The organism is Acidisphaera sp. S103 (assembly GCF_009765975.1).
Classification (GTDB): domain Bacteria; phylum Pseudomonadota; class Alphaproteobacteria; order Acetobacterales; family Acetobacteraceae; genus Rhodopila.
Genome location: NZ_LMUJ01000076.1, coordinates 533 through 25046, shown reverse-complemented (window position 1 = coordinate 25046; position 24514 = coordinate 533). Strand labels below are relative to the sequence as shown.

The 24514-nt window shown below is 64.5% G+C and carries 21 protein-coding genes; 7 read left to right on the top strand and 14 right to left on the bottom strand.

Features of this window, described 5'->3' with window-relative positions:
• The first annotated feature begins 33 nt into the window (after positions 1-33).
• Entirely contained in the window at positions 34-1176 is a 1143-nt protein-coding gene (locus GSQ89_RS26085) for a 2-methylaconitate cis-trans isomerase PrpF family protein (protein WP_158930776.1), read from the top strand.
• A gap of 15 nt (positions 1177-1191) precedes the next feature.
• Here the strand turns inward: GSQ89_RS26085 and GSQ89_RS26080 are convergent, their stop codons facing one another.
• The 7 genes from GSQ89_RS26080 to GSQ89_RS26050 all read right to left on the bottom strand — a co-directional run bounded on the left by GSQ89_RS26080 (position 1192) and on the right by GSQ89_RS26050 (position 8293).
• Positions 1192-1629, bottom strand: a complete 438-nt coding sequence (locus GSQ89_RS26080) for a CBS domain-containing protein (RefSeq protein WP_158930774.1) — start codon at positions 1627-1629, stop codon at positions 1192-1194.
• A gap of 173 nt (positions 1630-1802) precedes the next feature.
• Positions 1803-1976, bottom strand: a complete 174-nt coding sequence (locus GSQ89_RS26075) for a DUF1328 domain-containing protein (RefSeq protein ID WP_158930772.1) — start codon at positions 1974-1976, stop codon at positions 1803-1805.
• 93 nt (positions 1977-2069) lie between these two features.
• Positions 2070-3848 (bottom strand): glucan ABC transporter ATP-binding protein/ permease, encoded by a 1779-nt coding sequence (locus tag GSQ89_RS26070; RefSeq protein ID WP_158930770.1) that lies wholly within the window; start codon positions 3846-3848, stop codon positions 2070-2072.
• A gap of 123 nt (positions 3849-3971) precedes the next feature.
• Positions 3972-4355 (bottom strand): DUF2934 domain-containing protein, encoded by a 384-nt coding sequence (locus GSQ89_RS26065; RefSeq protein WP_158930768.1) that lies wholly within the window; start codon positions 4353-4355, stop codon positions 3972-3974.
• A gap of 164 nt (positions 4356-4519) precedes the next feature.
• The gene (locus GSQ89_RS26060) at positions 4520-5638 is read right to left on the bottom strand and encodes an alpha-hydroxy acid oxidase (RefSeq protein ID WP_158930766.1); all 1119 of its coding nucleotides are present in this window, start codon (positions 5636-5638) and stop codon (positions 4520-4522) included.
• A gap of 77 nt (positions 5639-5715) precedes the next feature.
• Positions 5716-6936 carry an MFS transporter gene (locus GSQ89_RS26055; protein WP_158930764.1) on the bottom strand — a complete coding sequence of 407 codons (1221 nt, stop codon included), beginning with the start codon at positions 6934-6936 and terminating at the stop codon, positions 5716-5718.
• 289 nt (positions 6937-7225) lie between these two features.
• Positions 7226-8293 (bottom strand): glycosyltransferase family 4 protein, encoded by a 1068-nt coding sequence (locus GSQ89_RS26050; RefSeq protein WP_158930762.1) that lies wholly within the window; start codon positions 8291-8293, stop codon positions 7226-7228.
• Between the two features lie 242 nt (positions 8294-8535).
• On the opposite strand from GSQ89_RS26050, the gene GSQ89_RS26045 reads away from it, so the two are divergent.
• Positions 8536-10359: an ABC transporter ATP-binding protein gene (locus tag GSQ89_RS26045; RefSeq protein ID WP_158930760.1), complete on the top strand. Its 1824-nt coding sequence runs from the start codon at positions 8536-8538 to the stop codon at positions 10357-10359.
• 18 nt (positions 10360-10377) lie between these two features.
• Here GSQ89_RS26045 and GSQ89_RS26040 read toward each other — a convergent pair whose 3' ends face one another.
• A complete protein-coding gene (locus tag GSQ89_RS26040) occupies positions 10378-11046 on the bottom strand; it encodes a hypothetical protein (protein WP_158930758.1) in 669 nt (222 codons plus the stop codon).
• 245 nt (positions 11047-11291) lie between these two features.
• Here GSQ89_RS26040 and otsA point away from each other — a divergent pair, with 245 nt between their 5' ends.
• A complete protein-coding gene (otsA, locus tag GSQ89_RS26035; protein WP_158930756.1) occupies positions 11292-12659 on the top strand; it encodes an alpha,alpha-trehalose-phosphate synthase (UDP-forming) in 1368 nt (455 codons plus the stop codon).
• Positions 12660-12663: 4 nt separating this feature from the next.
• Here otsA and GSQ89_RS26030 read toward each other — a convergent pair whose 3' ends face one another.
• Positions 12664-13653, bottom strand: coding sequence for an ABC transporter substrate-binding protein (locus tag GSQ89_RS26030; protein WP_158930754.1), 990 nt, complete (start codon positions 13651-13653; stop codon positions 12664-12666).
• Between the two features lie 110 nt (positions 13654-13763).
• Here GSQ89_RS26030 and GSQ89_RS26025 point away from each other — a divergent pair, with 110 nt between their 5' ends.
• From GSQ89_RS26025 to GSQ89_RS26015, 3 genes are read left to right on the top strand one after another with little or no spacing between them, the layout of a single operon-like run.
• Entirely contained in the window at positions 13764-14654 is an 891-nt protein-coding gene (locus GSQ89_RS26025; RefSeq protein WP_216856400.1) for a TauD/TfdA family dioxygenase, read from the top strand.
• 3 nt (positions 14655-14657) lie between these two features.
• Complete coding sequence (locus tag GSQ89_RS26020; protein ID WP_158930750.1) at positions 14658-15554, top strand: TauD/TfdA family dioxygenase; 897 nt, start codon at positions 14658-14660, stop codon at positions 15552-15554.
• Between the two features lie 12 nt (positions 15555-15566).
• Positions 15567-16451, top strand: a complete 885-nt coding sequence (locus tag GSQ89_RS26015; protein ID WP_158930748.1) for a TauD/TfdA family dioxygenase — start codon at positions 15567-15569, stop codon at positions 16449-16451.
• Here the strand turns inward: GSQ89_RS26015 and GSQ89_RS26010 are convergent.
• A complete protein-coding gene (locus GSQ89_RS26010; RefSeq protein ID WP_158930746.1) occupies positions 16448-17080 on the bottom strand; it encodes an ABC transporter substrate-binding protein in 633 nt (210 codons plus the stop codon). The two genes, GSQ89_RS26015 and GSQ89_RS26010, sit on opposite strands and share 4 nt — an antisense overlap.
• Positions 17081-17389: 309 nt before the next feature.
• Here GSQ89_RS26010 and GSQ89_RS26005 point away from each other — a divergent pair, with 309 nt between their 5' ends.
• Positions 17390-18676, top strand: coding sequence for a sulfotransferase (locus GSQ89_RS26005; RefSeq protein ID WP_158930744.1), 1287 nt, complete (start codon positions 17390-17392; stop codon positions 18674-18676).
• A 279-nt stretch (positions 18677-18955) separates the two neighbouring features.
• Here the strand turns inward: GSQ89_RS26005 and GSQ89_RS26000 are convergent, their stop codons facing one another.
• From GSQ89_RS26000 to GSQ89_RS25985, 4 genes are all read right to left on the bottom strand, one after another.
• Entirely contained in the window at positions 18956-21331 is a 2376-nt protein-coding gene (locus tag GSQ89_RS26000) for a phosphoketolase (RefSeq protein WP_158930742.1), read from the bottom strand.
• A gap of 126 nt (positions 21332-21457) precedes the next feature.
• Complete coding sequence (locus GSQ89_RS25995) at positions 21458-21901, bottom strand: TspO/MBR family protein (RefSeq protein WP_256367345.1); 444 nt, start codon at positions 21899-21901, stop codon at positions 21458-21460.
• A gap of 305 nt (positions 21902-22206) precedes the next feature.
• Positions 22207-23304, bottom strand: coding sequence for an alanine racemase (locus GSQ89_RS25990; RefSeq protein WP_158930738.1), 1098 nt, complete (start codon positions 23302-23304; stop codon positions 22207-22209).
• The coding region (locus GSQ89_RS25985) for a M81 family metallopeptidase (RefSeq protein ID WP_158930736.1) at positions 23301-24514 on the bottom strand (1214 nt) is incomplete at its 5' end. The genes GSQ89_RS25990 and GSQ89_RS25985, both read right to left, overlap by 4 nt.

The following is a 24514-nucleotide window of genomic DNA, read 5'->3' as shown; positions in this document are numbered from 1 at the left end:
ACTCCCCACTCCAACCGTTCCGGGAGACCCCAAATGCCCCTCCTCACCCTCCCCGCCGTCTTCATGCGTGGCGGCACCAGCCGAGCCATCATGTTCCACCGCAAGGACCTCCCGGAGCAGGCCGCCTGGGACCCGATCTTCCTTGCCGCCATGGGCAGCCCCGACCCCAACGGAAGGCAGTTGAACGGCATGGGCGGCGGCATCTCCTCGCTGTCGAAAATCTGCGTTCTCTCCCCCTCCGCCCGAGAAGACGCCGACATCGACTACACCTTCGCCCAGGTGCAGATCCGCGAGGCCGCCGTCGACTACCGCGGCAACTGCGGCAACATGTCCTCCGCCGTCGGCCCGTTCGCGGTGGATGAGGGCATCGTCCGCCCGAACGGCGACACCGCCACGGTGCGCATCTTCAACACCAACACCAGCAAGATCATCCGCTCCACCTTCGCGCTGAAAGACGGCCGCGCCGCCACCGACGGCGACCTAGCCATCCCCGGCGTCGCGGGCACCGGCGCCCCGGTCCGGCTCGACTTCATGGCCCCCGGCGGCGCCGGGACCGGACGCCTGCTGCCTACAGGCAACGTCCGCGACTGGCTGGAAATCCCCGGCCATGGCTCGATCGAGGTTTCCATGGTCGACGCCGCCCGCCCCTGCGTCATCGTCCGCGCCCGCGACCTCGGCCTGACCGGCACCGAACTGCCCGAGGCGCTCGACACCAACACCGCCCTGCTCACCAGGCTGGAGGCCATTCGCCGCACCGCCGCCATCGCCATGGGCATCGCCGCCAACCAGGAAGAAGCCCGCAACAGCCGAAGCATCCCCTCCATCGGCTTCGTCGCCCCGCCAACGGATTCCCCGACGCTTTCAGGCGAAACAATCCGCGCAACCGACGTCGATCTCATCGCCCGGTTCATTTCGAACGGCCAACCGCATCGCGCGCTGCCGGTGACCTCATCGCTGTGCACCGCCGTCGCCGCACGCATCACCGGCACGCTGGTCAGTGAGGCGCTGCAAGCGGAACCAGCCGGGTCGATCCGCATCGGCATGCCATCCGGCATCCTGACCGTGGGCGCCGACGTCACCCAGGACGCGGCCGGCACATGGACCGCCCACAGCGGCGCCTTCTACCGCACCGCCCGGCGGCTGTTTGACGGCCGTATCTACGTGCCCCCACCCTGACCGATCAGCCCTGAGTCAGGCCGAACCCGCCACATAGGCGGTCAGGCTCTCGACCACGGTGTCCTGCTGGATGATCCGGGCCTTGACCACGTCACCGATGCTGATCAGCCCGATCAGCGTGTCGTGGTCGATGACCGGAAGATGCCTGAACCGGCCTGCGGTCATCATCTGCATCGCCTGATCCACCGTCGTGTCCGGGTGCGCCACCTGCACCGCTCGGGTCATCAATTGACCCGCGGTCATTTCCAGCGTGCGAGCGCCATTGGCTGCCAGGCAGCGCACAATGTCCCGCTCACTGACTATGCCCAGCATCTGCTCCGCCCGGTCCATCACCAGCACCGCGCCGATGCGGCGCTCCGCCAGCATCGCCGCGACATCCGACACAAGTGCGGTCGGATCAACGGTCGAGACCTGGTAACCTTTGTGCTTTAGGATCGCGGCAACTGTCGACATCGTCGTGCCCCTTTTCATGTTCGGGCGAGCATGCGGTCGATCCGGACTTTATCCCAAGGACTTGTACGCCGAACCGCGCAGCCGCGTCCCGTCAGGAACAGCAGCATGCGCGCTTCAACAATCAAAAAGCAACTTTCAGGTGTGCGGTGCAACAAGCCCACACGCACCCGTTACTACCACAGGGTGCTGCCCGCCATCAGGCCGGCCACCAGCAGCACTACGAACACCACGATCGCGATAAAGAACAGGATGCGAGCCAAATCGGCTGACGCAGCGGCGATCCCGCCAAAGCCGAATATCGCCGCGACGATCGAAACGACAAGAAAGAACAGGGCCAATCGCAGCATGACGTGTTTCCATTTCCAGTGTCGAAGGGAACAACATTATCAGATTAGGCATCGTTCCGTCACGACTGACAGTCACACGTTATTGACCGGCGATCACTCCGCCGCCACCAGATGCGAAACGGCCGGCGAAAGCTGGGTTTCCACCAGGTCGGCGAAGTGCCCCCGTTGTGCGAGCAACGCGTTGAAATCCCCTCGCTCGACGATATGCCCATCGTCGAACACCAGGATCTCATCCGCATCGCGCACCGTCGACAGCCGGTGGGCGATGATAAACGTCGTGCGACCAGCCATCAGTGTCTTCAGCGCCTTGCTGACCCGAGCCTCGGTTGCCGCATCCAGCGCGCTGGTGGCTTCGTCCAGGATCAGGATCGGCGGGTTCTTCAACAACGCCCTGGCGATGGCCAGCCGCTGACGCTGCCCGCCCGACAAGGTGGTGCCACGCTCGCCAATCATCGTGTCGTAGCCTTGCGGTTGGCGGACGATGAACTCATGCGCGTCGGCCATGCGGCAGGCCCGCTCGATGTCTGCGTCGGTGGCCTCAGGGCGGCCGACCAGCAGGTTGTCGCGGATGGAGCGGTTGAACAGCAGGCTTTCCTGGAACACCACACCGATGTTGGACCGCAGGCTGTCCAGCGTGATGTCCCGCAGGTCCTGCCCGTCGATGGTGATGCGACCGGACGTCGGATCCCACAACCGTTGCAGCAGCGTCATGGCGGTCGATTTGCCGGCCCCGGTGTGCCCGACCAGGGCAACGCACATGCCAGGCCTGGCCCTGAAGCTGACGTCGTTCAGCACGACGGCGTTGTTCGCCGGATAGGAAAAGCCGACGTTCTCGAAACGCACCTCGCCACGCGGCGCCCACAGCACGCGGGCATCTTCTTTCTCCGGCACGGAACTGCGTTCGTCCAGAGTGTTGAAGAAATCCTCCAGCGCCGGCAGCTTGAAGAACAGCGACGAAACGAACGACGCGGCGGTTTCCAGCCGGCCGATCAGCAGCATCGCGAAGCCCATGAAGCTGACGATCTCACCCACGCTCGCCAGGCCGTGCATGTGCAGCCAGGTGCCCACCACCACGATGGTGATGATCGCCAGCGTGCTGGACGCCCGGGTCATCACGTTCACCAGCGCCCACCAGTTCAGCACCGGGAACTGATGGCGTATCACTTGGTTGGCGATGTCGCTGAACAGATGCGCCTCGGCCGACAGCCGGGTGAACGACTGCACCACCATGACATTGCTGATGGCATCTTGCGCGGTTCCCGCCAGCGACGAATTCAACCCTTCTATCCGCCGCTGCGCCATCTCGGTCTTCCTGACCACGATGGCGGTGAACACCAGGAACACCGACACCAGAGCGATCAACACCAGCCCGAGCCGCCAGTTCAGCAGCAGCGTCAGCGGCAGCAGCACAACAGCAGACAGGATTGTGGACAACTGATCGCGGAAGAACACCAGCCACGTGCCGAACAGCCCGTCGGTGCCGGTCAGCATGCCCTTGATCAGCCGGCCGGAATGCGTCCCACCATGAAACGACAGCGGCAGCGCCAGCACGTGCTGAAAGTAGCGGCCCATCGACTTGATGCGGTGACGATGTGCCAGACGTTCCGTCTGGACCGACACGGCGATGTTACTGACGATACCGCCAATGCCGACCGCGACCCAGATACTCAACACGATGGCCGCCTCATGCCACAGCGCGGCGTGCGGCAGCTTGTCCGATTGGGACAGCAGGTTCACCACCCGGCCGAACAGCACCGGATCGAGGAACTGCAAGCCCGCGACCATCAGATTGGCAAGTGCCAGGAAACCCGCGATCCGGATATCTCGACCGAGAAGGCCGACAACCCGGCCATAGACTTTGAAAAATCGCATCTGCCTGTCCTCGCGGAGACACCAACGTGTCCGTCTGTGCTCACAGGCAAAATGCGCGGCAGGTGTGGCATGAAAGCGGCAGATTACATGAAAATTTGCTCACCTCACGATGGGGTGATCGATTTATGCCGGCTTCCTGGGTTTGCCCCGGGCGGGGGTACGGGCGGCGCGTTTGGGTGCCGGGGTCGTTTTGACCTCCCCCTGATCGGCCAGACGGTCGGGAAATTCGCCCAGGTTCGCCTGGATTTCCGCCTCCTCGATGCCGGTCTCGCGCGGCGAATAGGGTTCGGTTTCCGGGTTGGGCAGCAAACCGCTGCCGGCGCTTTCTTCCATGCCCACAAGTTCGCGCGCCCGTTCCCAGTACTCGACATCATGACCATGCGGTTTGCCGTCGGCTTCCCACAGATGATAGGCCCGCTCGCGGATGCGGTGCTCTCGCTTCGGGTCGATCGCCAGGGGGTTACGGCTCGATGCCAGGGGCGGACGGTCGGTTTTCGTGCGTGCCATGGGGCCTCTCGGTAACGTCGATCCAGCCGTTAACGACGGAGTCATGGCACAGTTGCACCGGTCGGAGCAGGAATGCCGACCGCGCGCCCCTGCCCGTCCCCGGCCGACTGATCCGGCACCGGCCGTGGGCACGGCCCGAGAGGGGCCGGCCACGGCGAACCCGACTACCCCCGATATTCGGGTGTCGTCTGCAGCAGCGGGAACGCGCTGTGCTGGTGGGGTTGGGCCACCTGCGGGGCGTTGCGGAACACGTAGCCGGGATGCAGTTCGGCGAGGCTGCGGGCGCCGGACAGCGCCATGGCAACGCCGAATTCATGCTCCAGCAGTTCCAGCATCTTGTGCACACCGGCGTCACCGTCGGCGGCCAGGGCGTAGCAATACATGCGGCCCATCGCCACGGCGTCAGCACCCAGCGCGATCGCCTTCACGATGTCGGTGCCGCGGCAGATGCTGCCGTCGACGATGACCTTGGCGCGTCCGCGCACCGCGGCCATCACCTCCGGCAGGATGTCCATCGAGCCACGGCCGTGGTCGAGCTGGCGGCCGCCGTGGTTGGAGACGTAGACGCCATCGACGCCGTGTTCGCAGCACAAAGCGGCGTCCTCGGCGGTGCCGATGCCTTTCAGGATCAGCGGGATACTGTGCTTGTCCTTGAAGTGCTTGACGTTGTCCCAAGTGAAGCTGGCCTGGTAGCTCTGGCCGGTGGCGACGGCGCGCCAGGGTTTGACGAAGCGGCCGGTGATGTCGCGCTCGCGGCGGGAATAGGCGGCGGTGTCGACGGTGATGGCGAAAGCGTCGTAGCCGGCATCGACCGCGCGCTTCACCACGTCATCGATCCAGGCTTTGTCACCACGGACGTAAAGCTGGAAGATTTTCGGACCGGTCGCGGCAGCGGCGGCTTCCTCCAGGCCGGGATGGGTCACGGAGCTGACCATGATGGGGACGCCGAAGGCCGAGGCCGCGCGTCCGGCGGTGGCGGCGCCGCCTGGGTGGAACGATTCCAGGGAGCCCACAGGGGCCAGGATCACCGGCAGGCGCAGCTTGCGGCCGAACAGGGTGGTGCCCAGCTCAACCTTTGACACGTCGACGCAGACGCGGGGGCGGAGCGCCAACGTGTCGAGCGCGAGGCGGTTGCGACGCTGCGTGGTTTCGGTTTCCGTCGCGCCGACGAGATAGCCCCAGATATGGTCGGACAGCTTGGACCGAGCCGCGGGGAGGAACTCGTGGAGGCATTGGAAATCGCCGGTGGGTTCGAAGAGATGTTTGGCTTCTGCCTGGTCCATGGTTTCCTCTTGGGACTGGGTGGTGGAAAAATACGTCCGGCAATAGGCATCCGCCGGCCGGAACACGCAAGTTCCGGTCAGGCCGGCATGGCGGCCTGTCTGGTGGCACGGGTGATTGCCGGGCGGGTTTCCGGCATGGCGATCCACAGCAGCAGCACCGATGCGGCGCCGATGGCGGCGAGAAACAGGAAGGTCGTCGAGTCGCCAAGGTGGCCGCCGACCCAGCCGGCGATGGCGGTACTGAACGTGGCGCCCAGGCTGGCCGCCAGGCCCAGCGCGCCGATCGCGAAATTCAGATATCCGGTGCGGGATGTCAGGTCGGCGGCGATCAGCGGCAGCATCATGCCGAAGACCGCGGCGCTGACTCCGTCCAGCGCCTGCAGGACCGCCAACGGCAATGCGCCCGGCAGGACCGCGAGCAGCACGGCGCGCAGCGGCACCGCGGCGAAGCCGACGATCAGCACCGGCCGTCGGCCGATGCGCTGGGCGAGGCTGCCCGCCCAGGGCGCGATCGTCGCGGCGATGATCTGCGGCACCACGATGGTTGCCGAGACCAGGTAGCCCGGCGCGTCGCCCTCGTGGGTCAGGCCGTTCAGTGCCACCGGCAGCAGGGCGGCGTTGGCGAGTTGGAACAGCACGCAGGCGGCGGCAAAGACGTGCAGCGCCGGATCGGCGAAGATCTGCCACGGCCAATGCTCGCGCTCACGCGGATGGAACAGCGCCTTGTGGTCGTCTTCCTCGGGTTCCAAGTGATCGGACTTGCGGAACAGGAACAATGACGCCAGGGCCGGCAGGACCAGCCCCGCCGTGACCAGGAATACCGCCTGTTCGGAGATCGTGGACGCCGCCACACCCAGCAAGGCCGCCGATGCGGCGTTGCCGAGGGAGGCATAGCGGGTGTTCTGGCCCAGTTGCTCGCCGAAATTGTCGTGGCCGCAGACGGCGAGTGTCAGCGCGGCGATAGCGGGGGTCATGACGCAGCTTGCCAGGCCGTGGACGATCTCGGCGCCCCATACCACGGGGTGGGTCGGCGACATGGCCAGCAGCAGGGCGCTGGCGCCGAGCGCGGCCAGGGCGCCATAGGCGGCGAAACGCTTGTGGTGGATGTGGTCCACCAGCAGGCCGCCGGGAAGCTGGCCGATCAGCGCGGCGAACGTGCCGATGCTGAGGACCAGGCCGAGGTCGATCAGGGTCCAGCCACTCTGGGTCAGCCAGACGGCGATAAAGGGCCCGAAGCCCGCCTGCACCGCGGCGGTGAAGAAGTTCAGGCCGTTCAATCCCAACCGGATACGCGTCACTGGATCACCTTGGTAGAAAGGCCAGGGCCCTTATCGCGGACCCGTGAACCCACTACGGGGTTTGGGGGCGCGGGGCAACCGAGGCGACAGTGATGATTGAAGCGTTGCGATCAGGGAGGCGGCATGCGGCGGGGGACAGACCAGCCATGCCCTCGCCGCATATGCTCGGGACGCGGGACAGCCATAACGCTACAGTAAGGTAAATGCGTGTTTATGTTGGATGAGACCGCCCGCGTATCGTGGCAGGTGACCGGCCACGATACGCGGATGAACGGAACTACCCGCGGTTTTAGTCGCCAACGGCTTCCAGGTGGCGGACCGGGCGGCGGGCGTTTTCGGCCAATTCTTCGTAAACGTCGACGTAGTCCTCGGCCATGCGGCGCGCGGTGAAGCGGCGGTCGAAGGTGGCGCGAACCCGGGCGCGATCCAGAGTGTGGATCTTGCCGACGGCGGCAACGGCTTCATCGATGTCGTTGACAATGAAACCAGTGACGCCGTCGTCCATGACCTCGGGCACCGAACCGGAGTTGAAGGCGATGACGGGCGTGCCGCAGGCCATGGCCTCGATCATCACCAGGCCGAACGGCTCCGGCCAGTCGATCGGGAAGATCAGGGCATGGGCGCCGGACAGGAACTCGGGTTTCTGCGCGTCATTGATTTCGCCGATGAACTCGACGTCGGGGTTGCCGACGATCAAGGGCTTGATCAGCGTGTCGTAATATTCCTTGTCGGCGTTATCGACCTTGGCGGCGATCTTCAGCTTCAGGCCCGCTTTGCTGGCGATCTTGATGGCGCGATCGACACCTTTCTCCGGCGAGATGCGGCCGAGGAAGGCACCGTATTCCTGCCTCACCGGCTGCGGCGTCAGCAGGTTGGCCGGCATGCCGTGCAGCACGGTGCGGACCCAGTTGAGGTCGGGGATCGGCCGGCGCTGGCTGTTGGAGATGGAGACGAACGGCGCGTCGCGATAGGTGCCGTAGGTTTCCACGAACTCCGGAATGTCCAGGCGGCCGTGGATTGTGGTCAGGTACGGCACGCGCTGGCGGCTGAACAGCGACAGCGGGAAGTAATCGATGTGGAAGTGCAGGACGTCGAATTCGTCCTTACGGCGGTAGATAAGTTCCACCATGCGATAGTAGGTGGCGACCCAATCCTTGACGGTGGGGTCGAGGCGCAGCGCCTGTTCGCGCATCGGTGCCAGAGTGGCGGATGTAACGGAATCGCCACTGGCGAACAACGTTACGTCATGACCCATCGCGACCAGCTCCTCGGTCAGCGAATAGACCACCCGCTCGGTGCCGCCGTACAGCTTCGGCGGAACCGCCTCGAACAGAGGCGATATTTGAGCAATACGCATAAGTATTCTGCCCCGAATTGGACTGTGAATCGAGTGACATAAGGCACTTTTTTCTTGTGAGTGCCTCGCACAACTTGTGCTTGACTTCACATTCCAGAGGCGCCTATCAATTGTTGGTTATAGATTTCGAATGTGGCGAAAAATCGGCGTGTTCGTCCCGAAATCCGGGCAGCGAATATGGCGGGGGCAAGCCAAGGCGGTCCGGGTCCGCGTCCTTATCCCGACAGGAGCCCTCCGTCGTCATGGGGCAACAACAGGGGGCATCAGCCCCGCGTTCCGGCGCCGTTCCGGCGTTAACTGGGCTGCCCGCACTGCGTGGGCGGCCGCTGGCGTTTCTGTTCGCCTACGTGCGCCGCCATCCGGTCGGGCATCTGACGGTGCTGCTGTCGGTGCTGGTCGCGGTGACATGCAGCGTATCGACCCAGTACGGCATGAAGTACCTGATCGACATCGTCGCCACCGGGCGGGATGCGGCCGGCAGCAAGGTCTGGACCGCGTTCGCGCTGTTATGCGGGCTGGTCGCGGCGGACAACCTGTCGTGGCGCGTCGGCGGCTATGCGGCCGGCCGCACCTTCGTCGCTGTCACCGGTGACGTCAGGCGCGACCTGTTCCGCCATCTGGCCGGACATTCGCCCACCTATTTCGCCGAACGGCTGCCGGGGGCGCTGGCCAGCCGGATCACCTCCACCGCCAATGCCGCCTTCACCGTAGAGAACACAGGCGCCTGGAACGTGCTGCCACCCACCTTCGCCCTGGTGCTGTCGATCTGCTTCATCGCCTCGGTCAACCTGGCGCTCGCCGGGACCCTGACGGCGATTTCCCTGTTGCTGGGCGCCCTGGTGTTCCATCTGGCCCGCAAGGGCGCGGACCGCCATCGCGATTTCGCCGAAAAGGCCGCCGCGGTCGACGGGGAAATGGTCGACGTGATTGGCAACTTCAACGTCGTGCGCGCATTCGGGGCGACGTTCAGGGAGCAAAAGCGGATCGGCGACAGCATCGAGACGGAAATGGCCTCCCGCCGCCACAGTCTCTATTATCTGGAGCATATCCGGCTGGTGCATGCGGTGCTGACCGCGTTCCTGACCGCCGGCGTGGTCGCCTGGGGCATCATCCTGTGGCAGAACGGGCAGGCCAAGGTCGGCGACCTTGTGCTGATCACGGCCCTGGCCTTCGGCATCCTGCACGGCACCCGGGACCTCGCGGTCGCCCTCGTCGATCTGACCCAGCACATCGCCCGGCTGCAGGAAGCCATCTCCACCCTGCTGACACCACACGACCTGAACGACCTGCTGGACGCCGAAGCGTTGCCCGAAGGCCCCGGCGAAGTGGCGTTCGAGCAGGTGCACTTCGCCTATCCTGGCCGCCCTGCCGTGCTGGATGGCTTCGATCTGGTGATCCAGCCGGGTCAGCGGGTCGGGCTGGTCGGCTTCTCCGGGGCCGGCAAATCGACCGTGCTGGCACTGCTGCAGCGGTTCTACGACGTCAGCGGCGGCCGCATCGCGATCGACGGCCACGACATCCGCGACGTCACCCAGGACAGTCTGCGAAACGTCATGGCGGTGGTGCCGCAGGACATCTCGTTGTTCCACCGTTCGGTTCTGGAAAACATCCGCTATGCTCGGCCGGACGCAACGGAGGCCGACGTGCTCGCCGCCGCCGAGATGGCCCATTGCCGGACCTTCATCGAGGCCATGCCGGAAGGGTTCGCCACCATGGTCGGCGATCGCGGCGTGAAATTGTCAGGCGGGCAGCGGCAACGCCTGGCGATCGCCCGCGCTTTGTTGAAGAACGCCCCAATCCTGCTGCTGGATGAGGCAACGAGCGCCCTGGACACCGAATCCGAGCAGGCGATCCAGCACGCGCTGGACCGGCTGATGGCGGGGCGGACGGTGATCGCCATCGCCCACCGCCTGTCCACGCTGCAAAGATTCGATCGCATCATCGTCATGGACAAAGGCCGCATCGTCGATGACGGCTCCCCTACCGCCCTCGCCACCCGGCCTGGACCATACCGGGACCTGTTGCGGAAGCAGCGCATGGACCCGATGGAGGCGGCCGCGGCTTAGGCGGTCCAGGCCCCCTACTTACGCATACAGCATGGCCGGCGGCTGGCCCGGGGGATGGGCGTGGTCGAACACCACCCAGGCGTGGTGGTGCTGGCCAGCGTTGGTCTTCTCCCCCATGTCGAACCAGCGGATGCGTTGCGTCAGCACGATGACAGTCGCGAACGGGGCCGCCGACATGATTTCCGCCACCCGTCGCCCGGCGATCCATTGCAGCCGGACCAGCAACGCGAGTTGCCCCTGCACCGAAGCGGTCAGCATCAGTGCGTGGCTCAGAAACGTCCGCATTGCCGTCGGCGAGCGTGACTGCCCGGCATGCGACCCGGAGTCACCATACGGCGGATTGGTGACAATGCTGCGACACTGACCCGGCACGTCGCGGCATTGGAGAAAATCGACGCCCGGCGTCCCGAAGCCACGCTGCATCAGGTCGGTGGACACCACCTGATGACCGTGCTCGGCGAGCACGGTGGACATCGCGCCGTCGCCACAGCAAGGCTCCCACACCGGACCGCGCAGGTGGACGTGATGCAGCAGGGCCTCGGTGACCCAGGCGGGGGTGGCATAAAAGTCCTGCCCTTCGCGCTCGTAGCCGGAATAGTGGACCGGCCGTCCGAATGTCGGTGCAAGCGACGGCTGAGGCGGGATGATGTCTGGCAGGATCGGCAGGCTGGGTTGTGACAGGCTCACGCGGGTGCATCCTTGCGATATGAAGCAGAGGCCTTCAGCAGAACGCGTGACCGCCGCGACTCGGGCCAAGCCCAACACTCCAGTAGACGCCCATATTCTACCCGTTCGGCGTGATGGGCGGGAAGGCCGGCCAGGCGATTGCCCCGAACCAGGGCGCCCCCGACATGGCCGCCCGGTTCGTTTCCCCCTAATCTGCCACGACCCGCGCCACCCAGCGCCAGAGCACCAGGAAAGCATCGCCGTCCATGTCGCGTCTCGTCGTTGTCTCCAACCGCGTCGCCCCGATTCAGGAAGGCGAAGCAACTGCCGGTGGCCTGGCCGCCGGCGTGCTGGACGCGCTGAAGCAAAAGGGCGGCTTGTGGTTCGGCTGGAGCGGCGAGGTCACCGAAACCAGCGAACACAAACCCGAACACACCGTCGGCCCCATCACCCTGTTCACCATCGACCTGTCCCGCCAGGATTACGACGAATTCTACCGCGGCTTCGCCAACGGCACGCTGTGGCCGGTGCTGCACTACCAGATCGGCCTCGGTCGTTTCGAATGGTCGGAATTCGAGGGCTATCGCCGGGTCAACGACCGGTTCGCCACCGCCCTCGCGCCGCTGGTCGGATCCGACGACCTGATCTGGGTGCACGACTACCACCTGCTGTGCCTGGCCGACTCGCTCCGAGCCAAAGGCCTGGCCAATCGCATCGGCCTGTTCCTCCACACGCCCTTCCCCGCCCCGGGCGTGTTCATGACGATCCCGTCGCACGCCGCCCTGATCCGTTCCATGTGCGCCTACGATCTGCTGGGCTTCCAGACCGAGATCGACCGCACCGCCTTCATCGACTATCTGCTGCGCCATGCCGGCGGCGTCCAAACCGGCACCGAGGGCGCCGTCCACGTCTTCGGCCGTACCGTGCGCACCGGCGTCTATCCCATCGGCGTCCATGTGGACGAAGTGCGTGCCCAGGCGGAAACCCCGATCAACCGCCGCCAGGCCACCCGCATGCGCGCCAACCTGCTGGAGCGGCTGATTCTCAGCGTAGACCGCCTGGACTACTCCAAGGGCCTGCGCCGCCGCTTCGCCGCGTTCGAGCGTTTCCTGGCCGACTTCCCCGCCCAGCACGGCCTTGTCACCTTCATGCAGATCGCCCCGCCCTCGCGGTCCGACATCGAAACATACCAGCAGATCCGCCGCGAACTGGAAGGCGAAGCCGGCCGCATCAACGGCCGCTTCGCCGAGGTTGACTGGGTGCCCCTGCGCTACCTCAACCGCAGCTTTGCCCGTAATGTTCTGATGCCGCTCTACGCCGAGGCGCAGGCCTGCCTGGTCACCCCGTTGCGCGACGGCATGAACCTCGTCGCCAAGGAATATGTCGCCGCCCAGGACCCGGAAGAACCCGGCGTCCTCATCCTGTCCGAATTCGCCGGCGCTGCCCGCGAACTGGATGCCGCTCTGCTGGTCAACCCCTACGACGAAGCCGGCATGGCCCAGGCGATGGACAAGGCACTGTCGATGCCGGTGGAAGAACGCCAGGAACGCCACCAGGCCATGCTGAAGGTGATGCGGACCAACAGCCTGGAACGCTGGCGCGACCGCTTCGAGGCAGACCTACGCGCCGGCTGAAACCTCAGCTCCCCTGGCGATCGCCGATCTCCGGCCAGAACAAATCCTTCCACGTCGCCGGCGCCAGCTTGATCCGTCCCACCTGATGCATGAACTCGGCCCAATGCATCGTCGCCACCGGCGTCAGATCGTATTTGAACCGCGGATCGATCAGCAGCCGGTCCAACAGCTCCGTATCGATCTTCGCTTTCGTATCCGCCGCGTAATAGGCAACGGTCTCCTTCGGATGACTGGCAATGAACTCCGACGCCTCCTGCATCGCGTCCAAAATCGCCTTGTACACCTTTGGATTTCCGTCATGGAACCGTTTCGTCGCCCACGCCATGCCTCCCGAAGACGGGCCGACCAGGTCAACCGAACTCAACACCGTATGGATCGCCGGATCGCGCAACTGCATGTCCTGGAACGGCGGCACGGTGAACGCGGAGTCGAATTCGCCGCCCTTCGCCAGCAGCCCGCTCGTCGCATCCGGCGGCGACAGCGAAAACGTCAGCTTGTCCAGCCGGTCGTACGCGTCGTTGCCCCATTCCTTCGCCGCCGCCATCTCCAGCAGCACCGCCTGAGCCGACACCTTCACCGCCGGCATAGCGATCCGGTCCTTGTCGGTGAAGTCCCGTATCGTCTTCACCGCCGGGTTGCGGGAGGTCAGCAATATCGGCTGCTGCGACATCGCCGACACGCCCCGCACCTCCTGCGACGATCCTTTCGTCTTCGCCCAGATCGTCAGCAACCCCGGCATACCACCCGAGGCAATGTCGATCGAGTTCGACAGCAACGCGTCATTCATCATGTCCGGACCGCTGAACGTCACCCAGGTGACCTTCACCGGCGGCAACCCCGCCGCGGCAAGGTGTTTCGCCAGCAGGTCCTGATGCTTCATCACATCGAACTGCAGATAACCCATGCTGAACTGCTGGGCGAAGCGAACCTCCGAAACTTCGGCATGTGCCGGCGAGAAAGCCAGAATAGCGGCCAGGGCCAAGATCCAACGCACGTTTCAATCCTTCCAATCCATGGCCGCCATCATCCCGGCCCGCCCCGCTATTGGCAACACCGGCGGGTTTGGCGATAGACTGCCCGCCCGCATCCATGGGAGGAACGCCGGTGGATATCACACCGCTCAACCCCGGCTTCGTCGGGGACGCGACCGGGATCGACCTGACCAGGTCGCTGACCGAACAGCAGGTCGCGGCCATCGAGGCCGGCATGGACCGCTTCGCCGTCCTGGTCTTTCACGGCCAGCCCTTCGACGACGAAACCCAAATGGCATTCAGCCGCAATTTCGGCCCGCTGGAAGTCTCCTCCGGTGCCGAGATGGCCAAACCCGAAGACCGCCGCCTCAAGCTGGAAATGGCCGACATCTCCAACCTCGACCGCGACAACCGGCTACGGCCACCAGACGACAAAACGCGCCTCGGTTCGCTTGGCAACCGCCTCTGGCATTCCGACGCATCATTCCGAGCCGTCCCCGCGAAATATTCGTTACTATCAGCGCGCATCATACCCGGATCAGGCGGCAACACCGAATTTGCCGACATGCGTGCCGCCTATGATACCCTCGATCGCGCAACAAAAGCCCAGATCGAGGACATGATCACCGAACATTCGACCGCCTACTCGCGCGAGGTGATTGGCTTCCCGAAAGAGAATTACGGCGCCCACAACCAGGACAAGCTGCGCCCTGTCCGCCATCGCCTGGTGCGCACCCATCCGGTCACCGGGCGAAAATCCCTGTATCTGTCAGCCCATATCGGCACCATCGTCGGCTGGCCGGTGCCGGAAGCCCGTGCCTTCATCCGCGACCTGACCGAACACGCGACGCAGCCCCAATTCACCCACGCCCATCAGTGGCGGGTCCATGACCTGGTGATCTGGGACAACCGCACCACCCTGCACCGCGCCCGTCGCTACAAGGATCTGCACGAAATCCGCGACCTGCACCGCACCACCGTTCGCGGCGATGCCCAAACCGCACCCCAACAAGAGGCGGCCTGAACCATGCATATCACCCCGTTAAACCATGAGTTCGTCGGCGAGGTTTCCGCCATCGATATCAGCGTCCCGCTGACGCCCGCCCAGGTCGCCGAAATCGAGGCCGGCATGGACCGCTTCGCCGTGCTGGTGTTTCCCGACCAGCCGCTGACCGATGACGAACAATGCACCTACAGCCGCAACTTCGGTGAACTCGAAGCAACCTTGATCGGCCAGATGTCAAAACCCAGCGAACGCCGATTGGGACCGGTGGAGATCGGCGACATCTCCAACCTCGATGCCAGCGGGAAGTTGCGTGACCGCGACGACAACCGCCGCATGTACGCCCTGGGCAACCGGCTGTGGCACTCCGACGCATCGTTCCGAACGACCGGGGCTGGCTACTCATTGCTGTCAGCGCGCGTGGTGCCGGGCCATGGTGGCGACACCGGGTTTGCCGACATGCGCGCCGCCTACGATGCGCTGGACGAAACGACCAAAACCGAAATCGAAGACCTGATCACCGAACACTCGATCGCCTTTTCCCGCGGCGTCCTCGGGTTCGACAATTACGGTGAGGGCAACGCCGACAAGGTCCGCCCGGTGCGCCACCGCCTGGTGCGGACGCACCCGGTCACCGGACGAAAATCGCTGTACCTGTCAGCGCATATCGGCGCCATCGTGGGCTGGCCGGTGCCGGAAGCCCGAGCGTTCATCCGTGACCTGACGGAACATGCGACGCAGCCACAATTCACCTATGCGCACCGCTGGCGGGTCAACGATCTGGTTATGTGGGACAACCGCACGACCATGCATCGCGCCACGCGGTTTCGCGACCTCAGCGAGGTGCGGGACCTTCATCGCACCTCCATCAAAGGGACGGGAATGACCGCGGAGCAGGTGCATTCGATGGTGGCCGGGTAAGGAAAAAACGACATGTCCATCACGATCAGGGAACTGACCCCCGGCTTTGTCGGTGAGGTCTCCGGCATCGATCTCACCCAACCGCTGACCGCCGCCCAGGCCGCCGAACTGGAAGCCGGGATGGATCGTTACGCTGTCCTGGTCTATCACAACCAGCGGTTCACCGATGACCAGCAGAAGGCGTTCAGCCGCAATTTCGGACCGTTGGAAGAAACCGCCGGCGGCAACGTCACGAAGGCCGCCGACCGGCGCCTGGACCCTGAGATGGCGGACGTCTCGAACCTCGGTGCGGATCATAAGCCGTTGGCACGCGACGACCGGCGGCGGCTGTTCAACCTGGGCAACCAGTTGTGGCACTCCGACAGTTCCTTCCGGGCGATACCGGCGAAGTATTCACTGCTGTCGGGACGGACGGTCGTGGATGCCGGCGGCAACACGGAATTTGCCGACATGCGGGCGGCATACGACACACTGGATGATCGGACGAAGGCAGAAATCGAAGACCTGGTCTGCGAGCATTCGCTGATCTATTCGCGCGGCACGCTGGGTTTTTCCGATCTGTCGGAGGCAGAACAGCGGATGTTCAAGCCGGTCCGGCAACGGCTGGCGCGGGTGCATCCGGCGACCGGGCGCAAGTCGCTGTACCTGTCGTCCCACATCGGCACCATCATCGGCTGGCCGATGCCGGAAGCCCGAGCCTTCATCCGCGACCTGACCGAACACGCCGTGCAACCGCGCTTCACCTACTCACACAAGTGGCGGCAACACGATTTCGTGATGTGGGACAATCGGGCCACCATGCATCGGGTCCGGCGCTTCGACGAAACGCTGATCCGCGACATGCGCCGCACCACCGTCGCCGGTTCAACCGTCACCGTCGAGCAACTGGCCGCCTAACTCGACCCGTCCGACAGGTCGGCTGATTTGGACTTCAGGCTGGCCACCAGCGCCTCGGCCCCGCCGCGCGCCAGCAGCCGACGGAAATCCGACCTCTGGACCGCCACCCGGCTGATCGACCCGTCGGCGAGGATATCCACCGCCCGCCAGCCGGACCCGCCGTCGCGCATCACATAGTCTAGCTCGTGGCTGTCCCCCGACTTTGGAATGATCTTGGTTTGCACGACCTGCTGATTGCCCACCGCCCGTGTTTCGGGCTTCACCTCAAACCGCGTGCCGTCGGAGCTGTCGAAACTGTTGACATAGGTCGCCACGGTATAGCGGCGAAATGCATCGGCCAGCATAGCCTGCTGATTCGGCGGCAAGCTGGCCCACGGTGCGCCAACCGATTCCCGCAGGATCGCCGTCAGATCGAACGTCCGGTCGACAATGGGCGCCAGCATGGCGAACCGCTGCGAAAATGACGCCCCCATGCCGGCTTTCATCACCTGCTCCAGACCGCCGATCAGTTGCTGTATGGGCGCGATAGCCGCCTGATCATCCGCGGCGCGAACTGGAAGTGCCGAGCACAATAAGGCCGCTGCGGTCGCCGCGAACAGCCCGCGGCGGCGGTAACGTAACATATGCATCAAACCAATCCTCTACCCTGATTTGTCTTTCATCAGTTATCAGATATTGGGGTTCCGGCTGACATCAACCAGATACATAGGCACGATTGTCTTGAATGCCTGCTTCCGGAATAGTATCGGCTCACGCCTTTGTGTCCGGGAGACGGCCACAACGCCCCTAACTGCATTCGCTAGAGCATGACCATGCTGGACGGAGACCTTCAAAGCCATGGATCATGCTCTCAAACAAAAAAAGCTTAGGGTGTGTAGCATCAACAAGCTATCGCGCTCCAAGCGAATGATTGCGCATCGTTTGCGGGAGACCAGATTTTGACGATCATCACCACGGCCCTGCGACTGTCGGACGCCGTCGCCGACAGCCTTGGCTTGCTGGACGGGCCGCTCGATGCCGATCCGCTCATTCAGATCGCCCGCAAGCAAACGGGGCTGAGCGACTTCGGCGACACCGCATTCATCGACCCCCTGACGCGGCTGTTGGAAGCGTGTTCCCGGGAATCAGCGCTCGGTATCGTCGGACGCAGTGCGACGAAGTGGGATATCGTCCGGTTCCTGTCCAATCTGCTGCTGATCCAGGACGCCGCCACCCAATGTCCGGAAATGACGGACGAACCCATCCGTCAGCCGATCTTCATCACTGGTCTGCCGCGTAGCGGCACCACCTTCCTGCACCGGCTGATGCTCACCGATCCGCCCAACCGGGCACCCACTGTATGGGAAACGATCTACCCCTCTCCGATCGCGGGAACACGGGATCAGCGCATCGCCCGCGTCGCCCGGCAGTTGAGGGCGTTCGAGTGGCTGGCCCCGGAATTCCGCGCCCTGCACCCGATGGAAGCGACCTCGCCACAGGAATGCAGTGAGATCACCGCCCATGTGTTCCGCAGCCTGCGGTTCGATACGAACTATCATATTCCGTCCTATCGCAACTGGCTGGACGCGGATGTCGTCCGCAACCTGCCCGGCTACCGGTTTCACCAGCGCTTCCTGCAATTCCTGCAATTCCAGGACCGGACCCGGCCGCGCTGGGTGTTGAAATGCCCCGAACATCTGTTCGCCCTGCACGCCATCCGTTCGGTGTATCCAGACGCAAGGCTGGTATTCGTCCACCGCGACCCTGTGAAAGTTCTGCTGTCGCAGGCCAAGCTCACCGAGGTTCTCCGCCGCCCCTTCACCCACCGTCTCGACCCTAGGACGCTTGGTCCTGATGAAAGCCGGCGCTGGCTCGACGGCACCCAGCGCATGATGACGGTGGGTGACGATGCCGGGTTCCCTGAGCCGGTCTGCCATGTGCACCACATGGACCTGATCAGCGACCCGATCCACACGGTCGAGACGGTGTACCAGCACTTCGGCCTGACCTCGACGCCCGCCATGGCAGCCGCGATCCGGACCTACGTCACCGCCAAGCCGCGGGGTGGCTACGGCGAGCACAGCTACCGCTTCGAGGACCACGGGCTGGATGAACAGGCGGAGCGCGCCAAATTCCGCCCCTACATGGTGCGCTTCGGCGTCACCGCGGAAACCGCCCCGACCCGACCCCCGATCCTGCTGCCGCAACCCGCCTCCAGCGCCGGGGAGCCGACGCTGCTGTCATAACGACCGCCTGACGTCCCACAGCCAACCCCGCCGCCCACGGTCACCCCTGCTGTTATGGCCCGACGCTAGTAATCCCGTCATGCCACGGCGCTGGTAAGCCCGTCATGGCGTGGCACTGGTAAACCCGTCATGATGCGACGCTGGTAAACCCGTCATGGCACGGCGTCAGTCCGGGCCATCTGGACCAGCACCTTATCGTGGCAGATGGCCCGGACTTCGCCGTGCCATGACGAATTAGCACCCACGGCGAACCAAGAACCGACCTCAACGCGACCTCGTTTAAACCTTTGCCCCCCACCGCCAGCCACTGACCTCTGGCATGTCGGCACCGTGGGCGACGATGTATTGCCCGTGCTCGATCAGCTTGTCCCGCATCGCCTGCTTCACGTAGGCCGCCCGGTTGCGCAGGCCAGGCACGCGGTCGACGACATCAGCTACCAGGTGGAACCGGTCCAGCCGGTTGCGCACCACCATGTCGAACGGCGTCGTGGTGGTGCCTTCCTCCATGAACCCGCGCACATGGAAGTTGTCGTGATTGGTCCGCTTGTAGACCAGGCGATGGATCAACGCCGGATAGCCGTGATAGGCGAAGATCACCGGCGTTCCAGGCGTGAACAGGACGTCGAAATCCGCGTCGGTCAGACCGTGTGGATGCTGCGTATTCGGTTGCAACGTCATCAGATCCACCACATTGACCACCCGCACCCGCAGGTCCGGCAGTAACCGCCGCAACAGATCGACCGCCGCCATCACCTCCAGCGTCGGCACATCGCCGGCGCAACCCATGATGACGTCGGCCTCGCCATCCTGGTCGTTCGACGCGAACGGCCAGATGCCGATGCCCTGCGAGCAGTGCTTGATCGCCGATTCCATATCCAGCCACTGCGGTTCCGGCTGCTTGCCGGCGACGATCACGTTGATCCGGTCCCAACTGCGCAAGCAATGATCCGTCACCCACAGCAGAGTGTTGGCATCCGGCGGCAGATACACCCGCACGATATCGGCCTTCTTGTTCACCACATGGTCGATGAACCCCGGGTCCTGATGGCTGAACCCGTTATGGTCCTGCCGCCAGACATGCGACGTCAGCAGATAGTTCAGCGACGCGATCGGCCGCCGCCAGGCGATCGCGCGAGAACTCTTCAGCCACTTGGCATGCTGGTTCACCATCGAATCGACGATGTGGATGAACGCCTCGTAGCACGACAGCAGCCCATGCCGGCCGGTCAGCAGATACCCTTCCAACCACCCCTGGCAGGTATGCTCGCTCAGGATCTCCATCACCCGCCCGCCCGGCGCCAGATGATCGTCCTCCGGAATCGTCGCTTCCTCCCAAGCCCGGTCGGTCACCTCCAGCACGTCGTTCAGCCGGTTGGAGTTGTTTTCGTCCGGCGAGAACACCCGGAAATTCCGTATCTCCGCGCTGTTTTTCATCACATCGCGCAGGAACGCCCCCATCACGCGCGTGGACTCACCATCAACCGCACCGGGGCTGGGAACCGCCACCGCATAGCTGGTGAAATCAGGCATCCGCAGCGGTCGCATCACCAAGCCGCCATTGGTATGCCGGTTGGCGCTCATGCGCTTGTCGCCGACGGGCGCAAGGCTGGTGATCGCCTCCACCGGCCGACCGGCCGCGTCGAACAATTCCTCCGGCCGATAGCCGCGCATCCACTCGTCCAGCAGCTGCAGATGTTCTGGCTTGTCCATGGTGAACGGCACCTGGTGCGCCCGCCAGAACCCCTCGGTCTTCAGCCCATCCACCGTCTTCGGCCCGGTCCAGCCCTTCGGACTGCGCAGGATGATCATCGGCCACCGAGGACGCGCCTTCGCCCCGCCGCTCCGAGCCGCTTTCTGGATGTCCTTGATCGCGTCGAACGCCCGGTCCATCGCCGCCGCCATCGCCTGATGCATCACATCCGGATCGGACCCCGCGACTTCGATCGGGTCATAGCCATACCCGCTCATCAACGCATGCAGTTCCGGCGCCGGGATGCGCGCCAGCACAGTGGGATTGGCGATCTTGTAGCCGTTGAGGTGCAGGATCGGCAGCACCGCCCCATCCGTCGCCGGGTTCAGGAACTTGTTGCCGTGCCACGACGTCGCCAGCGGCCCGGTCTCCGCCTCGCCGTCACCCACCACACACGCCGCGATCAGGCCGGGATTGTCGAGCACCGAACCGTAGGCATGTGACAGCGAATAGCCCAACTCTCCACCCTCATGGATCGACCCGGGCGTATCCGGCGCCGCGTGGCTGGGCACGCCGCCGGGGAATGAGAACTGCCGGAACAGGTGATGCATCCCCTCCCCGTCGCGCGACACGTTGGGATAGACTTCGGAGTACGTGCCTTCTAGCCAGGTGCTGGCGACGACACCTGGCGCGCCATGGCCCGGACCGGCGATGAAGATCAAGTCGAGGTCGCGCCGCCGGATGATCCGATTCAGATGTACGTACAGAAAATTCAACCCCGGCACGGTGCCCCAGTGACCTAGCAGCCGAGGCTTGACGTGTTCCATGCGCAGCTTCTCGCGCAGCAGCGGATTGGCCAGCAGATAGACCTGCCCGACGGAAAGATAGTTGGCCGCTCGCCACCAGGCGTTCATCCGCGCGAGTTCCTCGGCGGCCAGAGGCATTGGCGTCTGCTGGTCGTTCATCGCTGTTCTCCGGTGATTGTTGCCATATCGTGCTTGCCGCCGAACTTTAGCGCGGGTCGGCACTTTCCGAGGCGATCGAACGCCCGCCCGCCCCAATTGAATGCGTCAACGTGCCCTTGCGTTGGATCAACCGTGATTGAGCAGAAGGAATCCCGTGTTGAGATAAGCGACGTACAGGCACCAGGCGGCATAGGGCACCATCAGCCACCCGGCAACGCGGTCGAAGCGGCGAAACGTCCGAATTGTCAGCATGATCAACAACAGCAGGACGGCGATCACCCCCAGCGCCAGGGCCGGACTGTGCAAACCGAAGAACGCCGGCGCCCACAGCGCGCTGGCGGCAAGCTGCCAACCCCACAGCCGAAGCGACGGGGCGGCGCCAAGCCGTTTCCACACCAGCCACGCTGCGACCCCGATCATCCCGGACAAAGCGATCCAGATCGGCGCCAGCACCCAGACGGACACCATGCCGGCCGGCGCACGCAAGATGAGATGGGAATAGTGGATTGCACGTGCCGCCATCGACCCATCGACGGCCGCGACCAACAGGCACAACCCGATGAACCCCACCAACGCCAGCAGCGGCGAGACCGGCGTCGACGAACTCGGGAACGAACCCCAATCCTCTGGACCAGACTGCTGGAAGACACAGCTCCTTTCGTGATCCGATCACGCAAACAAGACTTACACCTATCCGCGTCGAGGCCGACACTTGGTTCTTCATGGCCCGGCGTCAGTCTGGGTCATCCGCCACGGCAAGCTACTGGATCAGAAGGTTCGGACTGACGCCGGGCCATGACGATATTGATGTGTCAACGCCAACAAAACTCACACCCGATGTTGCTCCATCGAAGCCCCCGGCGGAAGGCGGAAGTTTACCAGCCGTTGACTCGGTGCCAGATCGCGACGACGTCCTGCTCGCCATCCACCACGAAATACCGGTCATGCGCCGCCGTGGTCATGCAAGTGTGATTGGGCGCGATCCGCAACTTGGCACCAATCGGCAAATCAACGGGATGCGCCGGGTCGAGCTCGACAACCCCGTGCTCCTGATAGGCTTTGCGCACGATAGCGTCGCCCAGGCTCCGGGTCCCGTCGATATCCAGTGCAAGGCCGTAACCGTAATCCCGATCGGTGGCTTCCGTGCTGCGGTCTTTCGACAGCGCCAGGCCGCCCGCATCGACCAGGATACGGCCGGGCCGCCGGCCGATCACGCTGGTCAGTACCGTCACCGCGATCGCATCGGCGCCATGGGTCTCGATCTCCGCCTGGAACAAGTCTCCAAACATGTAGACGCCAGCACGAATTTCCGTAACGCCAGCCAGGTTCTCCGCGTGCCGCGCCGTGGGGGAACTGCCGGCCGAGACGATGCTGACCGGATGACCGGCCTCCCGCAGCCGCCCCGCCGCTCGTGTGATCGCGCCGCGTTCCATTTCGGCGATGCGCGCGATCTCCCGCACGCCACGCCCGGCATAGGAATGGCCCGCATGGGTCATCACCCCGCTGAGGCAGGTCCCCAGACGGGCGGCAAGTTCCAGCAGCAGGTCACTGTCGGGATCGACCCCGCCACGTTCCTCGCCACTGTCGATCTCGATCAGAGTCCGCGGCGGCACCGGTTGCATGGCGATCGTATCGGCCATCGTCGGGTCGTCCGTGATCACGATGATTTGCGCGCCGGACTCGTTCAGTTTGCACACCTGCTCCAGCTTCTGCGGCGTGATGCCGACGGCGTACAAAATGTCCGTGATGCCATGGCCGAGGAAGTATTCCGCCTCCGCCAGGGTAGACACGGTGATGCCTCCGGGCTGTCCGGCGATCGCCAGGCGCGCGACGTCGATCGATTTCGCCGTCTTCATGTGCGGCCGCAACGGCACGTTCAGCCGCGACAGCGCCGCCGCCATGACCCGTATGTTCCGCATCAAGATCGAGTGGTCAAGCACAAGGCACGGCGTCGGCAGGTCGGCGAGTTTCATGGATGCGAGGTTCCATCAGGCGGCACCCAGGCCGCGGTGTCATCAATCGGCAGCACAGGGCGAGGCATGTGCTTCCAGGGGAAACGCGACAGGATCGGGCTGGTCAGCCCGGGCGCATCGACCTCGATCACCTGCTCATGGCGGAAAAACTCATCGAATCCGCCACGAAAATGCCCGCGCGACTTCACCACCACGACTCGGGCGGCGGCGATATCGAGGCCGAACGCCTCGAAGAACATCGGGTCGGCGCATTGATAGCGATGGGTCAGCACGACCACGGTGATCCCGTCCAGTGTCAGCGCCGCGGCTTTGCCGATCTCCAACGTGTTGTTCGCGTAGATACCACGCCGTCCCGTGATCGGTGCTTCCCTCAGCCCGCTCACGACCGCCGTTGCGGTGAATGGCTTGGAGAACGCGTCACCGCCATCCCGGTTGAAGCGGGCCTCGAACGTGGCACCGATGCCTTTTTCGTGCGCCTCGGCCGCCAAAGCAGGATCGTGGATCACACCGACCAGCGCATTCCTGACACCGGCGGCATGGAACGCCTGCAGGATCGCCATCGTGTTGCCCCGCCCGCCACCGCCCGGATTGTCGGCGACATCGGCGAAGATCAGCGCCGTTTCGGCCGTCACGGCCATCCGTTCGGCGTCGTCCAGGCTGGTCAGGCTAGGGCGAAACCGGTCCCGCCGGTCCCAGCCCGCCCGAGCGATCTCCATCGCCAGGCCGTCGGCGGCCGCCTGGTCCGTGGCGGTGACCACCACCGTCAGCCCATTAAACGGCGTATCGGCGAACGCGAAGCCCCCCATGACGGAGACGTTCAGCACCCGTCCGGCGTACGGCGCCTCGGCCATACGCTGCTGGCCCAGGTCGATCAGCTCGCCATACGGCCGGTTGGGTGCGTCCTTGCCGGTCAATTGCGTCACCGTCGGCGGCACGATCGGCAGCCGGATACGGGCCAGACAGGTGCGCGTGCCGCTCAGCAGCCGCCGCAGCAGCACCGCCGCCTCCGCCCCGCGTTCCCGCATGTCGAGATGCGGATTGGTCCGATAGCCGACAAACCCGTTCAGCAGTGAGACATCGGCCTCCGACACATTGGCATGCAGATCGAACGTCGCCACCACCGGCACGTCCGGCCCGACTGTGCGCCGGACCAGGGCCAGCAGCGTGCCCTCCGGGTCATGGTCATCCACCGCCAGCCCGGCGCCATGCA

Coding starts and splice junctions, on each gene's coding strand:
- GSQ89_RS26085 (WP_158930776.1), top strand. CDS start 34: ATGCCCCTCCTCACCCTCCCCGCCGTCTTCATGCGTGGCGGCACCAGC.
- GSQ89_RS26080 (WP_158930774.1), bottom strand. CDS start 1,629: ATGTCGACAGTTGCCGCGATCCTAAAGCACAAAGGTTACCAGGTCTCG.
- GSQ89_RS26075 (WP_158930772.1), bottom strand. CDS start 1,976: ATGCTGCGATTGGCCCTGTTCTTTCTTGTCGTTTCGATCGTCGCGGCG.
- GSQ89_RS26070 (WP_158930770.1), bottom strand. CDS start 3,848: ATGCGATTTTTCAAAGTCTATGGCCGGGTTGTCGGCCTTCTCGGTCGA.
- GSQ89_RS26065 (WP_158930768.1), bottom strand. CDS start 4,355: ATGGCACGCACGAAAACCGACCGTCCGCCCCTGGCATCGAGCCGTAAC.
- GSQ89_RS26060 (WP_158930766.1), bottom strand. CDS start 5,638: ATGGACCAGGCAGAAGCCAAACATCTCTTCGAACCCACCGGCGATTTC.
- GSQ89_RS26050 (WP_158930762.1), bottom strand. CDS start 8,293: ATGCGTATTGCTCAAATATCGCCTCTGTTCGAGGCGGTTCCGCCGAAG.
- GSQ89_RS26045 (WP_158930760.1), top strand. CDS start 8,536: ATGGGGCAACAACAGGGGGCATCAGCCCCGCGTTCCGGCGCCGTTCCG.
- otsA (WP_158930756.1), top strand. CDS start 11,292: ATGTCGCGTCTCGTCGTTGTCTCCAACCGCGTCGCCCCGATTCAGGAA.
- GSQ89_RS26020 (WP_158930750.1), top strand. CDS start 14,658: ATGCATATCACCCCGTTAAACCATGAGTTCGTCGGCGAGGTTTCCGCC.
- GSQ89_RS26015 (WP_158930748.1), top strand. CDS start 15,567: ATGTCCATCACGATCAGGGAACTGACCCCCGGCTTTGTCGGTGAGGTC.
- GSQ89_RS26010 (WP_158930746.1), bottom strand. CDS start 17,080: ATGCATATGTTACGTTACCGCCGCCGCGGGCTGTTCGCGGCGACCGCA.
- GSQ89_RS26000 (WP_158930742.1), bottom strand. CDS start 21,331: ATGAACGACCAGCAGACGCCAATGCCTCTGGCCGCCGAGGAACTCGCG.
- GSQ89_RS25990 (WP_158930738.1), bottom strand. CDS start 23,304: ATGAAACTCGCCGACCTGCCGACGCCGTGCCTTGTGCTTGACCACTCG.